Here is a 19,484-nt window from a genome sequence, read left to right on the forward strand (position 1 = left end):
AAAAACCGGCTGAGTCTTCTGCCACATATCCCAGCACCGCCGACCCGGGCGAACAAATGGTGTTTTGCCCGATCAGCGCAGCGACGCGATCCTAACTTGCTGCCCGGCCTGTCTTTTAAAGACAGACCGGCAGCGCAACTACAAGTGTAATGAACCGGAAAAAACCAGCCAGCCTGCACGCCAGCGATCAACCGCTACTCGATTTATGCCTTGCCCTGAAACAATCAGGCTGCATTGTTGAAGATCGTTATTGGGAAAATCTGATTCAGACGTCTCTTCTGGATATTTTTAAGCAGAACCGCAAGAAAACGGTGGAAAGACTGCTGGATCATTTATCCGACAGCGACTCCGAAACCCATGACATTCTGCTGGAAAATGCAGAAACGCTATCGGAGTCCTGCGAATGGGTCCATGATGGCGTGACCTATGACTGCGTGTTCGTGGCCATCCCTGTGATTGCCTGGACCCGTTTCGAGATCCCCTTGCCCATCCTGGATGACACCGCACAGCACGCGCTCGGCACGTTGCTTGGGCAATATATTGCCGCCAGTGATGTGCGAATGGCAATCCATCCGCAAATTCTCAGCGTCGATCAGATGCCCCGCTCATTTACCGGCGTTTTCCAGTGGATGATGGCCATTACCGGCAAGGTTTTCGGCACGCATGTGCGTTCCGGAGTCCCGGTTGATGAGGTATCCGAAGACATGCAGTTGATGTCGGACAGCCGCTTCGTGCTGGCTGCCTTCTGCACCCCGAAAGGCCAGGCGGTTTTCCGCTGGCAGCAGGCCGAAGGGCCGTTCAGTGAACAACGCCAGGCCTGCCTTGACAACTGGCGTACCGCAGCGACGCCGCTGTTCCAGAAGCTGCTGCCGGCCTGCGGCATAGAGCTCATGCTGCCAGACGCGTTTTATATTGCCAATCGCCAGGCTGACAAACGTATCCGTTTTGCAGCCATCACAGCAGCCACGCAATGGCTGCAAACGGTCTTTGACACCACGCCCGATGCCTTTCGCGCCACCGTCGCCCTGTATCAGGACGACGCCCTGCGGGAGATCAGGATCGGCTTTACGCTGCTGCAATCGCATGAAGTGATTTACGGGTGCCTGTGGCCGGTCTTTCCGGACGAGACCGAAGATCAGCAGCTGGAGACCATCAACGACTTTGCCCAGCTCAATACCTTGCTGGAGCATCTGCAAAATAGCGGCATCCGCCATATCACTTGCCTCAAGGAAGTGCTCGATGGCAGCAGTGATGTGTCGGACGAACCGTTATTCCCCAATCCGGCCGGCGAGTTGATGCCCGTGATGATGCCTGACGTATCGGAGGATCCGATTGGACGCTTCCACTAAACCCCTGACACGCGGCAACGACCTCGATATTGATATCTTCTGCCGGGTTGTCGACAATTTTGGTGATATCGGCGTGTGCTGGCGGCTTGCCCGCTCTCTGCAGCGCGAATGGCCGGCACAGGTCAGACTCTGGGTTGACGATCTGACCGTTTTTTCTCGCCTGGCCCCGGCGGTGCAGCCTGAACTGGATGAACAACTGGTCGAAGGCATCCGGATCATTCACTGGACCGACAATCAGACCTCGCATACGCCGGCGCAACTGGTGATCGAGGCATTCGCCTGCGATCCCCCTGCCCGATACATTGATGCCATGCCCGGCCATACCAAGCTATGGCTCAATCTTGAGTATCTGTCGGCCGAATCCTGGACGGCGGGCTTTCACGCCCAGCCTTCACCGCAACGCAACGGCATCACGAAGTATTTCTTCTTTCCCGGTTTTTCAGACCAGACCGGCGGGCTGATAGGCGAAGCCGGATTAAATGAACGTCGACGCAGCTGGATGCATTCTTCAGCAAAGAAAAAACAGTTTCTGCAGCGTCTTGGCCTGCCGCAGGTGCAGGCCTATCTGGACGATGACACGCTGTTTGTCAGTTTGTTCTGCTACGCGTCAGCGCCCTATCGCAGCCTGTTGCATGCCCTGCGAAAATCACGCAGACCGGTCGTACTGCTGGTACCCCAGTCAGTCCTGCCGCACCTGGAACGCGATGCCATCACCCAATTGCATGGCGCCGTTTCAATACCTGATACTGGTATGAGCAACACCCCCGCGTCGTTGCCGGGTATGTCCAATGCCGCCTCCGGGGCAGCAGCCCCTCTGGGGACGGCGCAGGTCAAAGGCCCTGCCTTATTGAAGGACGACGCTGCGCAGGCGCCGCAGACCGCGTTGCCGGGCGTCACGCTTTTGCGCATCCCTTTTCTGCCCCAGGACGAATACGATCAATTGTTATGGCTGTGCGATCTGAACTTTGTACGCGGCGAAGATAGTTTTGTCCGGGCGATCTGGTCCCGCAAACCTTTTCTCTGGCAGATATACGAACAAAGTGACGATATACACCTGAAAAAATTGCAGGCATGGCTGGCGCTTTTTCCCGGACACGAAGAGACCAAGGCCATGATGCGCAGCTGGAATTCACCATCCAGGCATGCCTACTTCACCAACCAGCTGACAACCTTGCTCAATACACCCGGGCAATTGGATAGCTGGCGCAGAAGCTGTCGCACATTTGCTGAAAATTTGTCTAAAAACAAGACATTATCGGAATCCATCCGGATTTTTTATGAAAAAGCCGCCAACTCAGGCTAAAATCATACTTTTTTCCGCCGGCGTCCGCGTTCAGGCACCACACCTGCCAGGTCTGCAGCGGAATCTGCCACATCCATTCCATCCGGAGCATATTTAATGAAAACCGCACAAGAACTGCGCGTAGGTAACGTCGTCATGGTGGGCACCGAACCCTGGTCGTGCAAAGAGCTGAATACAACAAATCCGGCCGTAACTCCGCTGTTGTCAAACTCAAATTCAAAAACCTGCTGACAGGCTCGGGCAGCGAACAGGTTTCCAAAGCTGATGAAAAATTCGAAGTCGTCATGCTGGAAAAGAAAGAGTGCACCTATTCGTATTTCGCAGATCCCATGTACGTATTCATGGACGAAGAATACAACCAGTACGAAGTCGAAGCCGAGAGCATGGGCGACGCACTGAACTACCTGGAAGAAGGCATGACCGTTGAAGTCGTGTTCTACGAAGGCCGTGCCATCTCTGTAGAACTGCCTACGATTATTGTTCGTGAAATCACCTACACGGAACCTGCTGTCAAGGGCGATACCTCAGGCAAAGTGCTCAAGCCAGCCACCATCAGTACCGGTTACAATCTGGCCGTACCCCTGTTCTGCAATATCGGCGATAAAATCGAAATCGACACACGCACCAACGAATACCGCAGCCGTGTCATGTAATGATGCATAATCGGGCCGTCGCGTTTTCCGTGGAATGCGCAAGCCCGATTATGAGAGAGCCCGCCAGCCCGGCTGATCATTCAGCGGGCCAGGCGGGCTTTTTTTATGTTGTCATCAAATTTGCGGCAGCTTGTCGCAATACCAGATTGCGCTTATCAACATCGGTAGATCAGCCCGAATAGCCAATCAACAATATGGCGCTACTAATATCTCGCACTTTCTACGCATCTGCCTTAGTCCACGTCATTGTTAGTCTGTTAGTCCCGGAAATTGTTGAAGCTTAGCGGCGCATCGGCCACTTCCTTTTTCAGCAGGGCAATCACGTCCTGCAGCACATCGCGCTTGGCGCCGGTGACCCTGACGGTATCGCCCTGAATGCTAGCCTGCACCTTCAGTTTGCTGTCCTTGATAATACGCACGATTTTCTTGGCCAGATCGCCGGTGACGCCTTTCTTGATGGTATTGAACTGCTTGAGTTTGTCACCTGAAATTTTTTCTTCCTTGCCTTTTTCCAAAAAGCGCAAGTCCACGTTGCGCTTGGCCAGCTTATTGAGCAGCACCTCGCGCACCTGCCCCACCTTGAAATCATCGTCGGCATAAATCACCAATTCCAGATCTTTCTGCTCAATACGGGCGTCGGACCCTTTGAAATCGAAACGGGTGGAAACTTCTTTGTTGGCCTGGTCGACAGCGTTACGCACCTCTGTCATTTCGGCTTCACTGACCACGTCAAAACTTGGCATTCCTCTCTCCATCTATTGAAATTAAAGGATATTCTACGCGTCCTGTCATGCCGTTTCAACGAAACAGCGACGCAATCGCGAACGTAAATATTTAAAAAACCGGCAAATACTGACTGCAATATGACACTCAAACTTGGTAGACTTGGTCTGAGCATTGATAGATGTCGATTGATCTGACTCAGTTTGGCCGCTATCGGTCCCCACCATTGAATAAGGATACCCATCATGAGTGCACTTAATATACTTGAATCCCTGCTCAGCGCCGGCAAATCAGCAATGAACCAGGCTGGATCATCAGTAAAAAATGCCACCTCCGGCGACAAGTCACTGCTGTCCGACGGTGACAAAACAGCCTGAGTGCCGGTGTATTGGGCATGCTGGTGGGGCACAAAGCCAACAGCAATCTGGCAACCTACGGCGGATTGGCCGCGTTGGGTACAGTAGCATATCGTGCCTACCAGCGCTGGCAGGCAAACCAGTCCGACCGCCAGCCCGAAATGCAGGCATCTGCCCCTACCCCAGCAGCAGCCCAGCCACAGCCCCCGACGCCCATCAATCAATTGCCGGCAGCGCAGGCCGAAGAGCAAAGCAAGGCCATTCTGACAGCCATGATTGCCGCCGCCAAGGCCGATGGCCATATCGAAGAAAACGAACAGACCATCCTGGACCAGTATTTCAGCAAAATGAGCACGCCAGAAGAACAGGCATGGCTCAAGGCCGAACTGGCCAAACCGGTAGATCCGGTCGCCATCGCCAGTCTGGCCACAGACCCGCATCTGGCATCGCAAATGTATGCCATTAGCGTATCTATTATTGACAGTACGAACTTCATGGAAAAAGCGTATCTGGATGAACTGGCCAAGCAACTTGACCTGACGCCGGAACTCAAAGCAGAACTGGAAACACAGGTCGCCAAGGCTTAATACGTCTTTGGTCGGCAAACGCGGCAACTGGGCGGCGTCACGTAACTCCGGGCCAACTCAAATCCGGACCCCGGCCGCTTCGCCGGTCCGCCCCGGCAAGAGCGGCCCGCTTATTACCCTGGTGCGCTATGGCTGGCCAACATCCCCAAAGTTGGGTATCACTCCCACCTTTGGGGTGTTTTTTATGGTGATTGCATAGCAGATTTCAAACAAACCTTCATGCAAGCTCAGCCTGCACGCAATCGCAAGGGGCTCAACAGTCCGGGGTCTACGCCCTGGAGCAGCAAGTCGTCTGGCACGTCCTCGTTCAAGGCCAGCGCAACAGCCAGGCGGGAAACACCGTCAGACGATTGAATACCATAGCCGCCCTGGCCTGCCAGCCAGAAAAATCCGTCTGCTGCAGGATCCCACCCAATAACAAGATTGCCGTCCGGCGCAAAACTGCGCAAGCCAGCCCAGACATGCGTGGGTCTGCGAATCTGCAAGGTCGTTGCCTGCTCAATGTAATAAATGCCGGTTGCGATATCCAGCTCTTCGGCCACGACATCCTGCGGCTCCACATCATCCGCGTTGGCAGGCGAACCCAGCAACTGACCGGCATCTGGCTTGAAATAATAGGTCTCTTCAATATCGCAGACCATTGGCAGCGTTTCCAGGTTCAGCCTTCGGGCGCAGTGAAAGTAAATGCACTGCGTCGGCGTGGCTGGATACCCACGGCCTGCACACCGCAAGCCTGCGCCACTACATCGGCCCAGGCGCCGGCGGCATTAACAACGTGACGTGCGCGAAATTGCCTGCCGTCGGCACTTTCCAGGGTCCAGACCCCGTCCTGCCGTCGTCCCTGGCGAATATCCACGGAGAAAATCAGCTCAGCGCCGTTGCGCTTCATTCCTTTCAGGTAGCCTGGTGCAAGGCATCAACATCGATATCCTCTGCATCTCGTTCGTAAATACCGCCGTACAAGTCATCCGGCTTCATACACGGCACGCGTTCCAGGACCTGCGCCGCGGTCAGCCATTCAACATTCGGGGCGCGGGCAAGCAGCTCACGATAGGTGCTGTCAAGAATTTCTTTTTGCGCATGGGTTGCCACATAGATGCAGCCCCTGGGATGCAGCACCGGATGTTCGGAAAAGCCACTGGACTGGGCTTGCTCGAAAAATGGCCGACAGGCACGGGTCAGCGCCTGCAGTTGCGGCGGTCCGTAAGTTTCAATAAACATGGCGGCTGAGCGCCCGGTTGAATGGTATCCTGCATGCGCCTCGCGTTCCAGCACCAGAATCGTGCCCGGCCGCTGCGACAGCTGATATGCAAAAGAGGCGCCGGCAATCCCGGATCCGATAACAATATAGTCAAACACTGCTGTCTCGCTCAAATCTTCCTCCGCTTTGTTGGCCGATGGCTGCTGTTTTTGTCATCAGCGCATCGTTATGCGCGCCGTATCTGGCCGGGTAACGCCAGACCGGACACACCCTGAGATATTATGAATGAGATTGACCATAAAAGCACGCTCACCCCATGGATTACATGGGGATTTACAACCAGCCGGTCTTGCGAAACTGACGAAATAACAGACCGCAAATCAGGAACATCAAGAACATGATCAACGGATAGCCGTAGGTCCAGTTCAATTCCGGCATATTGGTAAAGTTCATGCCGTAGATCCCGGCGATGGCGGTGGGTACCGCCAGTATCGCAGCCCAGGAGGCCAGCTTTTTTGTAATGTCGGTCTGGTGCGCCTGTGCAATCATCTGGCTGGCTTCAAAGGCAAAGGCCAGCGATTCGCGCAAGGCGTTCATCTGGTCGTCAATCCGCGCCACACGGTCAGCAACGATACGATAATAGCCCTGCGAGTCCTGTTCCACAAAAGCCAGATTGACCACCGACATGCGGGTGCAGATTTCAATGACAGGCGCGATGGACGTATGCACACGCAGTAAATCACGCCGCATCTTGTAGAGTTTGCGCACATCCGATTCACGAAAGCCATGCAGAATCATTTTCTGCTCCAGCTGTTCAACGTCAACTTCAAAGCTGCCGGCCAGCATTAGATAGCTGTCGGCCAGCCCATCCAGTATCTCGGCCACGACAAAGTCACTGCCCCGGGCAATCAATTCCGGCGAGCCCTCCAGGCGCTTGCGCAAAGGCGTATTGGTCATGGCTTCACCGCGCCTGACGGTAAGAATAAAGCTCTGCCCGAAAATCATCTGCATCTCGCCATAAACGATTTTCTTGTTTTCGCGCGAAATGGTAACGGCGACAATCAGAATATAGTCGCCATAGTCAATCACTTTCGGACGGTAATGCCGCTTGACGATCTCCTTGGTCGCCAGCTTGCTGAAAGACAGGTTCTTACAAGTCATGCGCAATTCTTCGTCAGACGGATCCTTCAGACCCGTCCACAGCAGGTGATCTGCGTCGCGCTTGTAGCCGGAAATCTTTTCCGGGGCAATAACGGCGTGACGTTGACCGCGGACATACTCCACCGAAGCCACGACGCCCGAGGTGCTATCGACGCCGGTGGTTTTGCTTGCCGCAGTGGTTGCTCCCGCCTTTTTTTGCGGGGCACCGGCGGTGGAGACATTGGCCGCGGCAACGTTATCGCCGGCAACACTGCCGGCCTGCTCGCTCGCCTTGTTCTTCAGAGCGTCGGCTAGCTGAGCCCCCGCCTTGCTGTCGGCCTGGCCTGCAGCGGCGGTGGCACCGTCCTGATCTTTCACATTTTCCCGGGGACCGGCAGGCCCCATGCTTTCATTGCTTTTTTCGCTGGCATCGGCTTTTTTGTCATCTTCCATAACGGGCTCCCTGCAGATTGGCGATGATACCATTTTTACCTTACACCCGCGCCTGCCGCAAATGCAAGCGATCTCAGGGGCAAAACCCGTTATAGTCAACCAATCCGCGGGTGATGATCATGCGCTGTACTTCGCTGGTTCCCTCATAAATCTGGGTAATGCGGGCGTCGCGGTAAAAGCGCTGCACCGGATAGTCTTCCAGATAGCCATAGCCGCCGTGAATCTGAATCGCCTGCGAGCAGACCTTCTCGGCCATCTCGGATGCAAACAGCTTGGCCTGGGACGCTTCGGACAAACAGGCAATACCCTTGTCCTTCAATGACGCCGCATGCAACACCATCAGCCGTGCAGCGTTGACCTGGGTATGCATGTCTGCCAGCATATTGGCGATACTCTGGTGTTTGATCAGGGCTCATTGAACTGAATACGGTCTTTGGCGTAAGTAATCGCGGCCTCAAGCGCGGCGCGTGCAATACCCACCGCCTGCGCCCCGATACCGATACGCCCGTTTTCCAGATTCGACAGTGCAATCGATAAGCCACGGCCACGTTCGCCCAGCAGATTTTCCTGGCCAATCGTGCAATTTTCAAGCGTAATGGCGCAGGTATCCGAACCCCGGATACCCAGTTTGCTTTCCACCCTGCTCACAATAAACCCCGGCGTGTCGGTCGGCACCAGAAACGCCGAAATACCACGTTTGCCCTGATCCGGATCGGTCACCGCAAACACAATGGCCAGCCTGGCGCGCTTGCCATTGGTCACGAACTGCTTGGCGCCGTTGAGCACCCACTTGCCATCCTGCAACTGGGCACGGGTTTTCAGATTGTGCGCCTCGGACCCGGCCTGCGGCTCAGTCAGACAAAAGCACGAGATGGCGCGACCGCTGGCCAGGTCGGGCAGCCACTGCTTTTTCTGGGCCTCATTGCCGCTGTTGAGCAACGTCCCACAACCGACAGAGCAGTGAACCGACACCAGCGTGCCGGTTGCCGCATCAGCAGCGGATATTTCTTCCAGCGCCAGTGCATACGACACGTAATCCGTTTTTGATCCGCCCCACTCCTCGGGCACAACCATGCCCAGCAGACCAAGGTCTCCCATGCGGCGCAGCACGTCATCATCAATCCAGCCCGCAGCTTCCCAGGCGGCGGCGTGCGGCGCAATTTCCTGCTGGGAAAAGTCGCGCGCCATATCGCGGATCATGCGTTGTTCTTCGCTTAGCGCTGTGTCGAATGTACTCATTTCTCAACCTTTCCCATGGACTGGATGATGGCGGAAAAATCCAGATGACCATTGCCCTGTGCGCTGAAAGTCTGATATAGCTGCTGCGCAGTTGCACCCATGACTACCGGTACTTTGGCTGCGCGGGCCGCTTCGGTGGCCAGCCCCAGGTCCTTGAGCATGAGATCGGCCCCGAAACCGCCGGCATAGCCTTTGGATGCCGGCGCCGTTTCAACCACGTCGGGCCAGGGATTATAGACTTCGGTGCTCCAGCAACGGCCGGATGAGGTATTGATAATGCCGGCCAATACCTTGGGATCCATACCCAGCGACACGCCGAGGCTCATGGCTTCTGCCGCACCGATCATGGAAATGCCCAGCAGCATATTGTTGGCAACCTTGGCAACCTGCCCGTTGCCGGCCCCGCCGCAATAGACGATATTCTTGCCCATGTGCTCCAGTATTGGCCGCGCCTTGTCGAAGGCAGCCTGTTCACCGCCAACCATAAACGTCAGCGTACCAGCCTTGGCGCCCACCGTGCCGCCGGAAACCGGCGCATCCACCATGGCATTGCCTTGCCGTTGCGCCGCCGCGGCAACCTCGCGCGACGTTTGTGGATCAATGGTGGAAGAGTCTATCAACAGCACGCTTGGATCGACTGCGGCCAATACCCCATCTTCTGCCAGGTAGACCTTGCGGACATGCACCGAAGCAGGCAGCATGGTAATGAGCACCTCGGGACGGGCGGCTGCCACCTCCCGGGGTGAAGCAGCTGATGTCGCGCCTGCCTGGACCAGCTCGGCCACGGCAGAGTCCACCAGATCAAACACCTGCAGTTGATGGCCCGCCTTGAGCAGATTCAGCGCCATTGGTGCGCCCATATTACCCAGCCCGATAAAACCGATATTCATTGCTGTCTCCGTTATTTTTTTTCGTCCGGCACACAAAAGGACGACCGCCCCGCCTGTGACCCGGACAATGTTGCCTATAATTGGCCACGTCCTGCACCCGCACTGTTTATAAGCATGCTGCGGCAGGCCGTGAACGCATTATACGAAAATGTCGATACCGCAAGATACTGCGAAATGGTCTTTCAGAATGTCATTTATAAGACGTTCTGCAGCCCTGTCAGCGCGCGGCGTCGCTCTTCCCTATACGACCCGCGATATTACCTGGCCCGTTTCAAAGAACCGGTCTAGGTTATCAATCACACGCTGGCTCATTTTCAATCGGGTTTCTACCGTCGCGCTGGCCGAGTGCGGCATGAGCGTCACACGCGCATGCTCGCGCAACGCCGGCGGCACATCCGGCTCATGCTCGAACACATCCAGCGCAGCAAAGCCCAGCTTGTCCTGCTGCAGTAACTCGATCATGGCCGTCTCGTCAATCACCGTACCCCGGGAAACATTGACGACCGTCCCCTTGCGTCCCAGGGCAAGCAACACTTCCCGACTGATCAGATGATGCGTGGAGGGTCCGCCCACGCATGTCAGCACAAGATAATCGGCCCACTCGGCAAGCGCCGTCAGCGAGGCTTCATAGCCATAGGAGACGTCATCGCGCGCCTTGCGATTATGGTAGTGGATCTGGCAATCAAAACCGGCCAGGCGGCGCGCCACTTCAATGCCAATACCGCCTAGGCCCACAATCCCCACATTCTTGCCTGATACGCTCTGCGCCAGTGGGAACTGGCCCTCTACCGGCCAGCGCCCTTCGCGCACATAACGATCACCCCAGACCAGTTGCCGGGCGCTGCCCAGCAGCAGACACACCGCCAGATCGGCCACACACGCATTAAGAACATCTGGCGTATTGCCCAGCTGTATGCCTCTTTTTTTCAGCTCACCGGCATCAATCGTATCGTAGCCGACCCCGAAGCTGCTGACCACGCCCAGGTCAGGCAGGCTGTCCAGCCACTCATTTTTCAGTCCATGTCCCGCAGTGGTGACCAGGCCACGTACACCCGTGCCATGTTCGGCCAGAAACGCCTGCGGATCTGCTTGCTCCCACAAGGCCAGCACCTCGTAGTTCTCCTGCAGATGACTATTGACCAGTGGCGTGCCGCTGCGACCTGGACGATTTTTGTTTTTGCCATGATATCCTCCTCAAAAAACATTGTTTACGTTCACTGAAAAAGAGAATACCACGCCTGTGATCACATGACATGTCCGGGTCCGCACGCGAAGCGCATAACGAACGCGGCTTACACGGTCGCAGCATTAACGCGATGGCCCCGCAGTACGCATCGCCAGGCGGTAACATGAAGCAATGCCCCGACAGGCGGGCTTTTTCCAGAATAAATATTTGACTCGTTGTAGAATAATGGGTTACTCCCGATCTCGGGCAACTTTTATTGCAAATTCGATGTCTCTCATAGTCCACAAATACGGCGGAACCTCCATGGGCTCCGTTGAACGAATCAAGAATGTTGCGAAACGCGTAGCCAAGTGGCACAACGCAGGCCATCAGGTCGTGGTTGTGCCCTCAGCCATGTCCGGTGAAACCAACCGCCTGCTGGGGCTGGCCAAGGACATTTCCGACTTGCCCGACGGTCGCGAACTGGACATGCTCGCCTCTACCGGCGAACAGGCCAGCAGCGCCCTGCTCGCCCTGGCCCTGCAGGCCGAAGGCATCAAGGCCCGCAGCTTTACCGGCTGGCAAGTGCCTGTGAAAACAGATTCGGCTTTTACCAAGGCGCGCATCAAGTCCATCGACGACAAACGCATCAAGGCAGAGCTGGACAGCGGCCGGGTCGTTATCGTCACCGGTTTCCAGGGCGTTGACCCAGAGGGCCACATCACGACCCTGGGTCGCGGCGGCTCCGATACATCGGCCGTTGCCATTGCCGCAGCGATCGGCGCCGACGAGTGCCTGATCTATACAGATGTCGATGGCGTCTACACCACCGACCCGCGCGTAGTGCCAGAAGCCCGGCGCCTGTCTGTTATCTCGTTTGAAGAAATGCTGGAAATGGCATCGCTGGCTCCAAAGTCCTGCAGATCCGTTCCGTCGAATTTGCCGGCAAATACAAAGTGCCGCTGCGCGTCCTGTCATCGCTCACCGACCCTGCCATTGCCCTGCAGGAAGAGAAAAATTCAGGAACATTAATTACCTTTGAGGAAGATTCAAAAATGGAATCCGCTGTCATTTCCGGTATCGCGTTCAGCCGCGACGAAGCCAAACTGACGTTGCTGGGTGTACCTGACAAGCCCGGCGTGGCCTATGCCATTCTGGGCCCCGTTGCCAAAGCCAACATCGACGTCGACATGATCATCCAGAACCAGTCTGTAGATGGCACCACCGACTTTTCCTTTACCGTGAACCGTAACGAATTCAAACGGGCGACGGAATTGTTGACTGACACCATCCTGCCTGCAGTCGGCGCTCGCGAAGTGCTGACCGACGACAAAGTGTGCAAAGTGTCTATCGTGGGTATCGGCATGCGCTCGCACGCCGGTGTCGCCAGCCAGATGTTCAGCACGCTGGCCAAGGAAGGCGTCAACATCCAGATGATCAGCACCAGTGAAATCAAGACCTCGGTCCTGATTGAAGACAAATACATGGAACTGGCTGTTCGCGCCCTGCACAAAGCCTTCGGCCTGGACCAGGAAGCCGAACAGGCCTGATTGCGGCCTGACTGTAAGAGAAACAACAGGTTCGGGGCGGCAAGCATGCCAGGCAATGGCGCTGTCGCCACACCCCGTTCAATTTTCCGCCTGTTGCTGGCATTTTGACTAAATTTTGTGGCGGTGGCCACAAAAACCGTGTTAGAATCTCGGATTGTTCGGAGACGTGGCCGAGAGGCTGAAGGCACTTCCCTGCTAAGGAAGCATGTGGCTAAAACCTGCATCGAGGGTTCGAATCCCTCCGTCTCCGCCAAAAACACCTAAAAGCCCTTGAAATTCAAGGGCTTTTTTCATTTTGGCGTTCATTTGTACGGGCTTGACCCTTACCCCGACGCAAGCACCTGCCCCATCGTTTCATACGCTGCCCGCAACTGCGCAGGACTGGTGACATAGGCGGCAACACATACACTGTCTGGCCAATGGGGCGAATCAACAGGCCCTTTTCCAGGAAACGCTGGTGCAACTGCCCGGCTGAATGCGGATACGACGGCGGCAGATCGAAGGCTGCAATGGTTCCCGTAACCCGCGGACGCAGTATCGCCGGCACGGCTTGTTGCAGCAGTTGCAATCCCTCATGATGACATTGCGGCAGCACCTGCAGCGCACGGGCAGTCTCATCGGTAACCAGCAAATCCATGGCCGCGACGGCTGCGGCACAGGCCAGCGGATTGGCCGTATAGGAATGCCCATGAGAAAATGCACGATCAGCCTGCTCGGACAAAAAAGCCTCGTAGATATGGTCACCCGTGATGGTCAGTGCCAACGGCAGAAAACCACCCGTTATCCCCTTGGACACGCATAGGAAATCCGGCACCACGCCTGTCTGCTCGAACGCAAAGCGGGTACCGGTGCGACCAAAGCCGGTCATCACTTCGTCGAAAATCACCAACGTGTCGTGTGCACGAGCCAGCGCACATGCCTTGGCCACAAATTGCGGCCGGCACATACGCATGCCCGCTGCACCCTGCACCAGCGGCTCCATGATCATGGCAGCGACCTGGCCGGCATGCCGTATCAAAGCAGCTTCCAATGCCGCAAGCGCTGCCTGCTCGCTGGCCTGCACCTCCTGGTCGTTCCACCAAGTCTGCGGAAAAGGGATCGCTACGGATTCGAAAAACAAGGAACGAAATTGATCGTGATAGCCGCAATGCGCGCCAACGGACATGGCGCCAAAGGTGTCACCATGGTAGCCGCCTTCAAAGCCGATAAACAGCTTGCGCTCCTGCCCATGCGCATTCTTCCAGTACTGGTGCGCCATTTTCAGCGCCACTTCAACAGCCGTAGAACCATTATCGGAAAAGAAGAACTTGCCCAGTTGCGCGGGCAGCATGGCATTGAGCGACTCACACAGTTGCACGGCAGGCTCATGGGTGCAACCGGCAAACAGCACATGCTCCAGTTTGTTTGCCTGCGCGGCAATACTTTGCGCGATGTGCGGGCAGCCATGCCCGAACAGGTTCACCCACCAGCTTGATACCAGATCTAGATAGGCACGATTGTCCGTATCGTAAAGCCAAGGGCCGCGCCCATGCGAGACCGGCAGGCGTGGCGCGGCAGTTTGCTCCTGCGTAAACGGATGCCACACCAGCGCCTTATCCCGTTGCGCCAACGTGCAATCCATTCTCCGATTCATTTTTACACTCCCTTTGTCCATGTTCATTCTTGCATTCCCAAAGCACGTTTAAGTGCGGCAGTCGGCGCAATTTGCATCAAGGCAGAGGCACTTACACCATCCGGTAGCGGTGGAATTTGCTGCAGCACGGGTACACGACCATAGTCTGCAATGGTGCGGGCCGTCATGTCGCAAAGCGGCCCGTTGAGTATGACGCCCAGCACAGCAATACCGCGCAAGCGCAGGGCCTGCAAGGTAAGCAGCGTGTGGTTAAGCGTTCCCAGCCTGGTTAAGGCCACCACCAGCACCGGAAGACCCAGCCTGGCGATCAGATCAATCATCAGGCATTCGGTACCCAGCGGGACCATGACGCCGCCGGCGCCCTCCACCACCAGCCGTGGCGCGACAGGCAGGTGTATGTCGTCCAGCGCGAGCCGCCTGCCTCCAGCCGGGCGGCATGATGAGGTGATGCCGGCTCCCGCAGCCGGTATGTTTCCGGGTAAGTATGACAACCGGCATGGATCTTCACCCACTCGCTATCGGTCATCGGTTGCAGGCCCGCCTGCACCGGCTTGAAATAATCCAGCCCAAAATGCCGACAAAGCCAGGCCGACACTAGCGTTTTACCGACATCGGTATCGGTTCCTGTGACAAAAATACGCATCCTCAACACCCTGTCGCTGGACGAGACACGTGCCGCACAATGGCCTGGGCCAGTTGGTGCACGCTATCGCTGTCATGAAGCGCATTAATGGCAATACGCAATCGCGACGTACCTGTCGGGACCGTGGGCGGTCGGATCGCCGATACCATCATCCCCTCATCAAGCAATGCCTGCTTCAATGCCAGCGTGCCCGATTCATCTCCCAGACATACCGGCACGATATTGGTGCCATCACCCATGACGGTTATACCGCGTGCACGCAGCAGCTGGCGCAGCAAATCGGCCATGGCAAATACCTGCCGGCGTTGTACAGCAAGCGTCGGAACCATACGCCATGCCTGGGCGGCGGCCGCCACGCTCATGGGCGATGGCGCCGTTGAATAAATGAAGCCGGTCGTTCTGTTCAGAATGAATTGCTGCATGATCGCATTGCAGGCAATATAGGCGCCTGCCCACCGATAGCCTTGCTGAAGGTTCCCATCACCATATGCGGCACCGGCGATAGATCAACGGTCGTGGACAGGCCATAGCCTTGCGGACCATACAAACCGGTGGCATGCGCTTCGTCCAGATACAGAAAACAGTTGTAGCTGGCGGCAATTTCCAGCAAATCCGCGATGGGCAACACATCCGCTTCCATCCCGTGAACCGTTTCAGTCACGATAAACGCGGGCCGGGAGGCCACATAATACTGTTGCAACTGACGGCGCAGGTCGGCCATGTCGTTGCGCTCGAATAGCACATATTCGGCCCCCGATAAAAACATCGCGTTATAGAGACTGGAGTGATTGAGCCTGTCAAAAAAACAATGGGTGGCGCCGGCAGGACTCGCTGGCTCAGTAAACTGGCCAGTACGGTCATATTGGCCTGATACCCAGAACTGAATATGACGGCGGCTTCGGTCTGTTTGTCCAGGGCGATCTGCCGCTCAAAAGACTCTATCAGACGGTAGTTGCCGGACAGCAGTCGGGAACCGGTTGAGCCGGCACCACATTGTCTGGCGGCTTCTATAGCGGCATTCACGACATCCGGGTGCGTGGCCAGACCAAGATAGTCATTACTGGAAAAATCGAACGACACCGGGAGATCTACCGGCGGCAATGCGCGCAGTCGACTTTTGGCGGCCTGTTCAACACAATATTGATCGTAAAAATGATACATATGGGGCAACACCTGACTCTTTGTCGCAAACATGAGACTCCCGGCATCAACCGGGCATATGCGACGTTCAGCCCCTATTCTAGAAAGAAGGCATCGCAAATGAAATTTTAATTATTTGAAAAATAGACGCAAGATAGAAGACGAACGACGATGTTACCTGAACATAAATACCATCCAGTCCCCTGCCCTCCCTATCAACAAAGATCAAGCAAGCATAAGCGGGGTACCTGCCGCCTGGCAAAACCAGGCCAACCCATTTTTATATCTGGTACGTGCGTCTGGGCATCTTGCCTGTGCATCGCACTTCGTATACTGTACATAGGACTACAGCGTGCAACCCGCTGACCGGCATCCCACTTTGAATCAGACTGTCATGTACAACCCCTCCCACTTTCGCGTTGCCGACACCCAGGCAATTGCAAATTTGATACGCCAGCATCCCTTGGGTTTGCTGATTTCGCAGAGCCCGGACGGCGTGCAGGCCAGCCCAATACCATTTCTGTATTTTCCCGAAGAGGGCGAACAGGGCGTATTGCGGGCACATATGGCGAGGGCCAACCCGCATTGGAAATTATTGGCGGCAGATCCTGCCTGTCTGGTGGTATTCCAGGGTGAACAAGGCTACATTTCGCCATCCTGGTATGCAAGCAAGGCCACAACCCATCAGGTGGTCCCTACCTGGAATTATGTCATGGCGCAGATGCGAGGCACCCTGGCCGCCACAGATGATGCCGACTGGCTGCAAAGCCAGATCAGCGCATTAACCCGCCTGCAGGAAACCGGCAGACCTGATCCGTGGCACGTCACAGATGCGCCAGCCGATTTTATCGACCGGCAAAAACGCGCCATCGTCGGGCTGGAGATCACCGTTACCAGCATCGAAGGGAAATGGAAGTTGAGCCAAAATCGCAGCCCGGCAGATCAGGCCGGCGTTATTGAAAACCTGCGCAATGGCGATGGCTTATCTGGCGAGCGCGCGCTGGCGCAGGCGATGGAGTCTTCAGGCAAAACCTGACGGCCCCAGCTGTACGCAGCAACAGCAACGGCGGATGACCTCACGGCTTAACAATGGACGACGATAAAATGTGCACGCGATGTTCCGTCAAAGCATAGACACGCCGATGTGATGGGGATGTGTTCGTTGAGCCTGACACTCAACGAATCAGGTTCAATCTATGGAAATACGATACTGTACAAAGTCTGTTCGGCTGGCGATCTGGTCGTAAAGCATTCTTGCGGTAGCGTTACCTTCACGAGTGGTCCAGTACAACCAATCATAATCGTTGCGGGCCGCAAAATCCCGGGCGTGCTCAAGCAGTTGCCGGGCGACACCGTTCTGCCTGTGAGCCTGTGCAACGAACAAGTCATTCAGGTACAAACGGTCTTTTTGCGACCAGGTAGAACGATGCCCAATGAGATGCGCAAACCCGACAACCTGGCCGCCCCGGACAGCCACAAGCGCATGCATGGGCTCTTGTCCGTCTATCAAACGCTGCCAGGTTATCTGGCTGGTCTGCGCGTCTTCCGGCTCGCCATAAAACGCCAGGTAGCCGCGCCATAGCACGCTCCACTGGTCAAAATCTTCAACCTGCGCACGTCTTATATCCATATCCTGCATATGTTTTTCCTGTCGTTGAAGCGATTGCGAATCAGCCACGATAGCATTGCAGCGATAACGCCACGAGCGTTGGCATATGATCGCTGCCTATTGCGTCAGTCATTTTTTCGCCTTGTCTATTGATGTTATTATTTGAACATAGATCTATGGCTAGCTGGCATTCATTCTATCTGACACTATTCTGAATCCGATATTCCTTATTAAATATTTATTTAAAGACAGGAGTTATTATGAAAGAGAAGAGCAAGACAAGCATGAAAAAAAATACCGCCAATCGCCTGCAACTGGACGAGGCGGCCATTGAAAGAGCAAAGCAAAGCCTGGATGATGGCGCTGTTATAGCGCAAGACAATCCCTGGCGTGAAGACATTGTGCGCCTGCTGAACGATGCGCTTGCCACAGAGATTGTCTGTACTTTGCGCTACAAGCGCCACCACTTTACCGCGACGGGACTGGAGTCCCCTGCCATTGCCGACGAATTTCTGGTTCATGCCAATGAAGAATCAGCCCATGCCGATGCCATTGCCAAACGTATCGTACAACTGGGCGGCGAGCCGGATTTCGCACCAGACACGCTATTGGTCCGCAGCCATGCTGATTACAACGACGACGCAGACTTGCACGAGATGATCAAATCGAATCTGATTGCCGAGCGGGTCGCGATCGAGTCCTACACGCAAATGATCGAGCTGATCGGCGACAAGGACCCGACAACACGCCGGCTCCTGGAAAACATCCTTAATGACGAAGAGGAGCATGCCGACGAGCTGAGCGACTGGATGCGATCGGTGGCAACCAAATGAGTAGTCAGCTGAAATAACATTCCCTGAAAAAATTTCCCCCAACGACAATCGGACGTTGACAGTTTATTCGGAATCGCGGATTATCACGGTTGTATTTGTAATTAGACCGACATAGGAGAATAAATCATGAAAAAATTGGGACTTGTTGCTGTACTGGTATCTCTGCTCGGCCTGGCTGCATGCAATACCATTTCCGGCGCCGGACAAGATCTGGAACGCGGTGGTGCTGCGATATCAGGCGCTGCTGAACGCCATAAATAAATTTCAGGCGTCAGCATCCTGGTAATGCTCCCTGTCTAACAACAGACGGCAAGATCGGTGATCGACCAAAAGCTGCCTTGTGTATGCCCTTATGCATGCATGACACAGGCAGCTTTTTTTATTCTGTCGCCGCTCCCGGATTCGCCGCGCCGGTGTCGTAAAACGCACCGGTCGCCAGGTTTCTAGGCGAGCACCTTCTTCATCCGCTCGAAATCACGACGATACTGCTTTGCCAGTTTTGTTTTTTGCGCATCCGTCAGAATTTTTCCAGATGCCTGAAAGAATTTTTTCTCTTCTTCACGCAAATGGTGATGCACCTTTTTTGACAACGCCTTGGCCTGCGCCAGCCACCCTGGTGAGTTGGACGGCTCAGACTGCAAATCCTCCAGCATTTCCTCAATTTCGTGGTGTTCGGCCAGCGCATGTCGCGAAGGCGACAAGCCGTTGTCATCCATCAGGATGGGCGCATATAAAAACCGTTCTTCTGCCGCCGCGTGCGCTTCGAGTTCAACATACAACGCCTTGAAAATATCGTCCCTGCTGCCCGTACCTGGTTTGGTACGAAGCAGCCGCTTACAGAGACTGCGTTGGGTTTCATGGCTCTCGCGCAGTGCATCATAAATTGTTTCCATCATAGGTCCCTTTCGTGTTTTCCGTTATTCGGGGCTTTTGCGCCATACGCGATGGCCGTCGTAAAGCCATAAGCAAATGGCAACAAAATTCACCTGCAGCCAATCGCCTCCCACATCTAGCCTC

Annotated in this window: 19 protein-coding genes, 1 tRNA gene and 4 pseudogenes; 10 read left to right on the forward strand and 14 right to left on the reverse strand. The window is 55.4% G+C overall.

Annotation, left to right across the window (positions count from 1 at the left end; genetic code table 11):
- Window positions 1–149 precede the first annotated feature (149 nt).
- From TKWG_RS13490 to efp, 3 genes and pseudogenes are all read left to right on the forward strand, one after another.
- Window positions 150–1,349, forward strand: a complete 1,200-nt coding sequence (locus TKWG_RS13490) for a DUF2863 family protein (RefSeq protein ID WP_014751362.1) — start codon at window positions 150–152, stop codon at window positions 1,347–1,349.
- On the forward strand, window positions 1,333–2,652 hold the full coding sequence (locus TKWG_RS13495) for an elongation factor P maturation arginine rhamnosyltransferase EarP (protein ID WP_014751363.1): 1,320 nt from the start codon (window positions 1,333–1,335) through the stop codon (window positions 2,650–2,652). Before TKWG_RS13490 ends, TKWG_RS13495 begins: the two co-directional genes overlap by 17 nt.
- Window positions 2,653–2,748: 96 nt before the next feature.
- A pseudogene (gene efp / locus TKWG_RS13500) lies at window positions 2,749–3,305 on the forward strand (elongation factor P).
- 257 nt (window positions 3,306–3,562) lie between these two features.
- On the opposite strand, the gene TKWG_RS13510 reads toward efp, so the two are convergent.
- Entirely contained in the window at window positions 3,563–4,048 is a 486-nt protein-coding gene (locus TKWG_RS13510) for a YajQ family cyclic di-GMP-binding protein (RefSeq protein WP_014751366.1), read from the reverse strand.
- A gap of 225 nt (window positions 4,049–4,273) precedes the next feature.
- On the opposite strand from TKWG_RS13510, the gene TKWG_RS26010 reads away from it, so the two are divergent.
- Together TKWG_RS26010 and TKWG_RS13515 are read left to right on the forward strand one after the other, a co-directional pair.
- Window positions 4,274–4,405 (forward strand): hypothetical protein, encoded by a 132-nt coding sequence (locus TKWG_RS26010; protein WP_264300241.1) that lies wholly within the window; start codon window positions 4,274–4,276, stop codon window positions 4,403–4,405.
- A gap of 17 nt (window positions 4,406–4,422) precedes the next feature.
- Window positions 4,423–4,971, forward strand: a complete 549-nt coding sequence (locus TKWG_RS13515; RefSeq protein WP_014751367.1) for a tellurite resistance TerB family protein — start codon at window positions 4,423–4,425, stop codon at window positions 4,969–4,971.
- 227 nt (window positions 4,972–5,198) lie between these two features.
- Here TKWG_RS13515 and TKWG_RS13525 read toward each other — a convergent pair.
- The 5 genes and pseudogenes from TKWG_RS13525 to TKWG_RS13545 form a co-directional block, all read right to left on the reverse strand.
- A pseudogene (locus TKWG_RS13525) lies at window positions 5,199–6,345 on the reverse strand (NAD(P)/FAD-dependent oxidoreductase).
- Between the two features lie 160 nt (window positions 6,346–6,505).
- Window positions 6,506–7,765, reverse strand: a complete 1,260-nt coding sequence (locus tag TKWG_RS13530) for a magnesium and cobalt transport protein CorA (RefSeq protein WP_014751369.1) — start codon at window positions 7,763–7,765, stop codon at window positions 6,506–6,508.
- Window positions 7,766–7,838: 73 nt separating this feature from the next.
- Window positions 7,839–9,004 (reverse strand): annotated as a pseudogene (locus TKWG_RS13535) (acyl-CoA dehydrogenase family protein).
- Window positions 9,001–9,894, reverse strand: a complete 894-nt coding sequence (gene mmsB / locus TKWG_RS13540) for a 3-hydroxyisobutyrate dehydrogenase (RefSeq protein WP_014751370.1) — start codon at window positions 9,892–9,894, stop codon at window positions 9,001–9,003. Before mmsB ends, TKWG_RS13535 begins: the two are co-directional and overlap by 4 nt.
- A 240-nt stretch (window positions 9,895–10,134) precedes the next feature.
- Window positions 10,135–11,004, reverse strand: coding sequence for a 2-hydroxyacid dehydrogenase (locus TKWG_RS13545; RefSeq protein ID WP_014751371.1), 870 nt, complete (start codon window positions 11,002–11,004; stop codon window positions 10,135–10,137).
- Window positions 11,005–11,347: 343 nt separating this feature from the next.
- Between TKWG_RS13545 and TKWG_RS13550 the strand changes: the two are divergent.
- Window positions 11,348–12,609: pseudogene (locus tag TKWG_RS13550) on the forward strand (aspartate kinase).
- Window positions 12,610–12,769: 160 nt separating this feature from the next.
- Window positions 12,770–12,862 (forward strand) — tRNA-Ser (locus tag TKWG_RS13555).
- A gap of 24 nt (window positions 12,863–12,886) precedes the next feature.
- Here the strand turns inward: TKWG_RS13555 and bioA are convergent.
- The 6 genes from bioA to TKWG_RS26035 are packed head-to-tail and all read right to left on the reverse strand — an operon-like array spanning window position 12,887 to window position 16,079.
- Window positions 12,887–14,242, reverse strand: a complete 1,356-nt coding sequence (gene bioA / locus TKWG_RS13560) for an adenosylmethionine--8-amino-7-oxononanoate transaminase (protein WP_202947712.1) — start codon at window positions 14,240–14,242, stop codon at window positions 12,887–12,889.
- Window positions 14,243–14,265: 23 nt separating this feature from the next.
- Complete coding sequence (gene bioD, locus TKWG_RS26015) at window positions 14,266–14,613, reverse strand: ATP-dependent dethiobiotin synthetase BioD (protein ID WP_407636851.1); 348 nt, start codon at window positions 14,611–14,613, stop codon at window positions 14,266–14,268.
- On the reverse strand, window positions 14,562–14,885 hold the full coding sequence (gene bioD / locus TKWG_RS26020) for an ATP-dependent dethiobiotin synthetase BioD (protein WP_014751374.1): 324 nt from the start codon (window positions 14,883–14,885) through the stop codon (window positions 14,562–14,564). Before bioD (TKWG_RS26020) ends, bioD (TKWG_RS26015) begins: the two co-directional genes overlap by 52 nt.
- A 2-nt stretch (window positions 14,886–14,887) precedes the next feature.
- Window positions 14,888–15,307 carry an aminotransferase class I/II-fold pyridoxal phosphate-dependent enzyme gene (locus TKWG_RS26025; protein WP_050981618.1) on the reverse strand — a complete coding sequence of 140 codons (420 nt, stop codon included), beginning with the start codon at window positions 15,305–15,307 and terminating at the stop codon, window positions 14,888–14,890.
- Window positions 15,289–15,651 (reverse strand): aminotransferase class I/II-fold pyridoxal phosphate-dependent enzyme, encoded by a 363-nt coding sequence (locus tag TKWG_RS26030; RefSeq protein WP_081489299.1) that lies wholly within the window; start codon window positions 15,649–15,651, stop codon window positions 15,289–15,291. Before TKWG_RS26030 ends, TKWG_RS26025 begins: the two co-directional genes overlap by 19 nt.
- Window positions 15,543–16,079 carry an aminotransferase class I/II-fold pyridoxal phosphate-dependent enzyme gene (locus TKWG_RS26035; RefSeq protein ID WP_081489300.1) on the reverse strand — a complete coding sequence of 179 codons (537 nt, stop codon included), beginning with the start codon at window positions 16,077–16,079 and terminating at the stop codon, window positions 15,543–15,545. Before TKWG_RS26035 ends, TKWG_RS26030 begins: the two co-directional genes overlap by 109 nt.
- A gap of 298 nt (window positions 16,080–16,377) precedes the next feature.
- Between TKWG_RS26035 and TKWG_RS13575 the strand changes: the two genes are divergently transcribed.
- Window positions 16,378–17,061, forward strand: a complete 684-nt coding sequence (locus tag TKWG_RS13575) for an FMN-binding negative transcriptional regulator (RefSeq protein ID WP_238534176.1) — start codon at window positions 16,378–16,380, stop codon at window positions 17,059–17,061.
- Between the two features lie 153 nt (window positions 17,062–17,214).
- Here the strand turns inward: TKWG_RS13575 and TKWG_RS13580 are convergent, their stop codons facing one another.
- Entirely contained in the window at window positions 17,215–17,664 is a 450-nt protein-coding gene (locus TKWG_RS13580; protein WP_014751376.1) for a GNAT family N-acetyltransferase, read from the reverse strand.
- 230 nt (window positions 17,665–17,894) lie between these two features.
- Between TKWG_RS13580 and TKWG_RS13585 the strand changes: the two genes are divergently transcribed.
- On the forward strand, window positions 17,895–18,467 hold the full coding sequence (locus tag TKWG_RS13585) for a ferritin-like domain-containing protein (RefSeq protein WP_014751377.1): 573 nt from the start codon (window positions 17,895–17,897) through the stop codon (window positions 18,465–18,467).
- Window positions 18,468–18,593: 126 nt separating this feature from the next.
- A complete protein-coding gene (locus TKWG_RS22640) occupies window positions 18,594–18,728 on the forward strand; it encodes an entericidin A/B family lipoprotein (protein ID WP_014751378.1) in 135 nt (44 codons plus the stop codon).
- A gap of 182 nt (window positions 18,729–18,910) precedes the next feature.
- Here the strand turns inward: TKWG_RS22640 and TKWG_RS13595 are convergent, their stop codons facing one another.
- Window positions 18,911–19,363, reverse strand: a complete 453-nt coding sequence (locus tag TKWG_RS13595) for a hemerythrin domain-containing protein (protein WP_202947713.1) — start codon at window positions 19,361–19,363, stop codon at window positions 18,911–18,913.
- Between the last annotated feature and the right edge of the window lie 121 nt (window positions 19,364–19,484).

Source organism: Advenella kashmirensis WT001, assembly GCF_000219915.2.
GTDB lineage: Bacteria > Pseudomonadota > Gammaproteobacteria > Burkholderiales > Burkholderiaceae_B > Advenella > Advenella kashmirensis.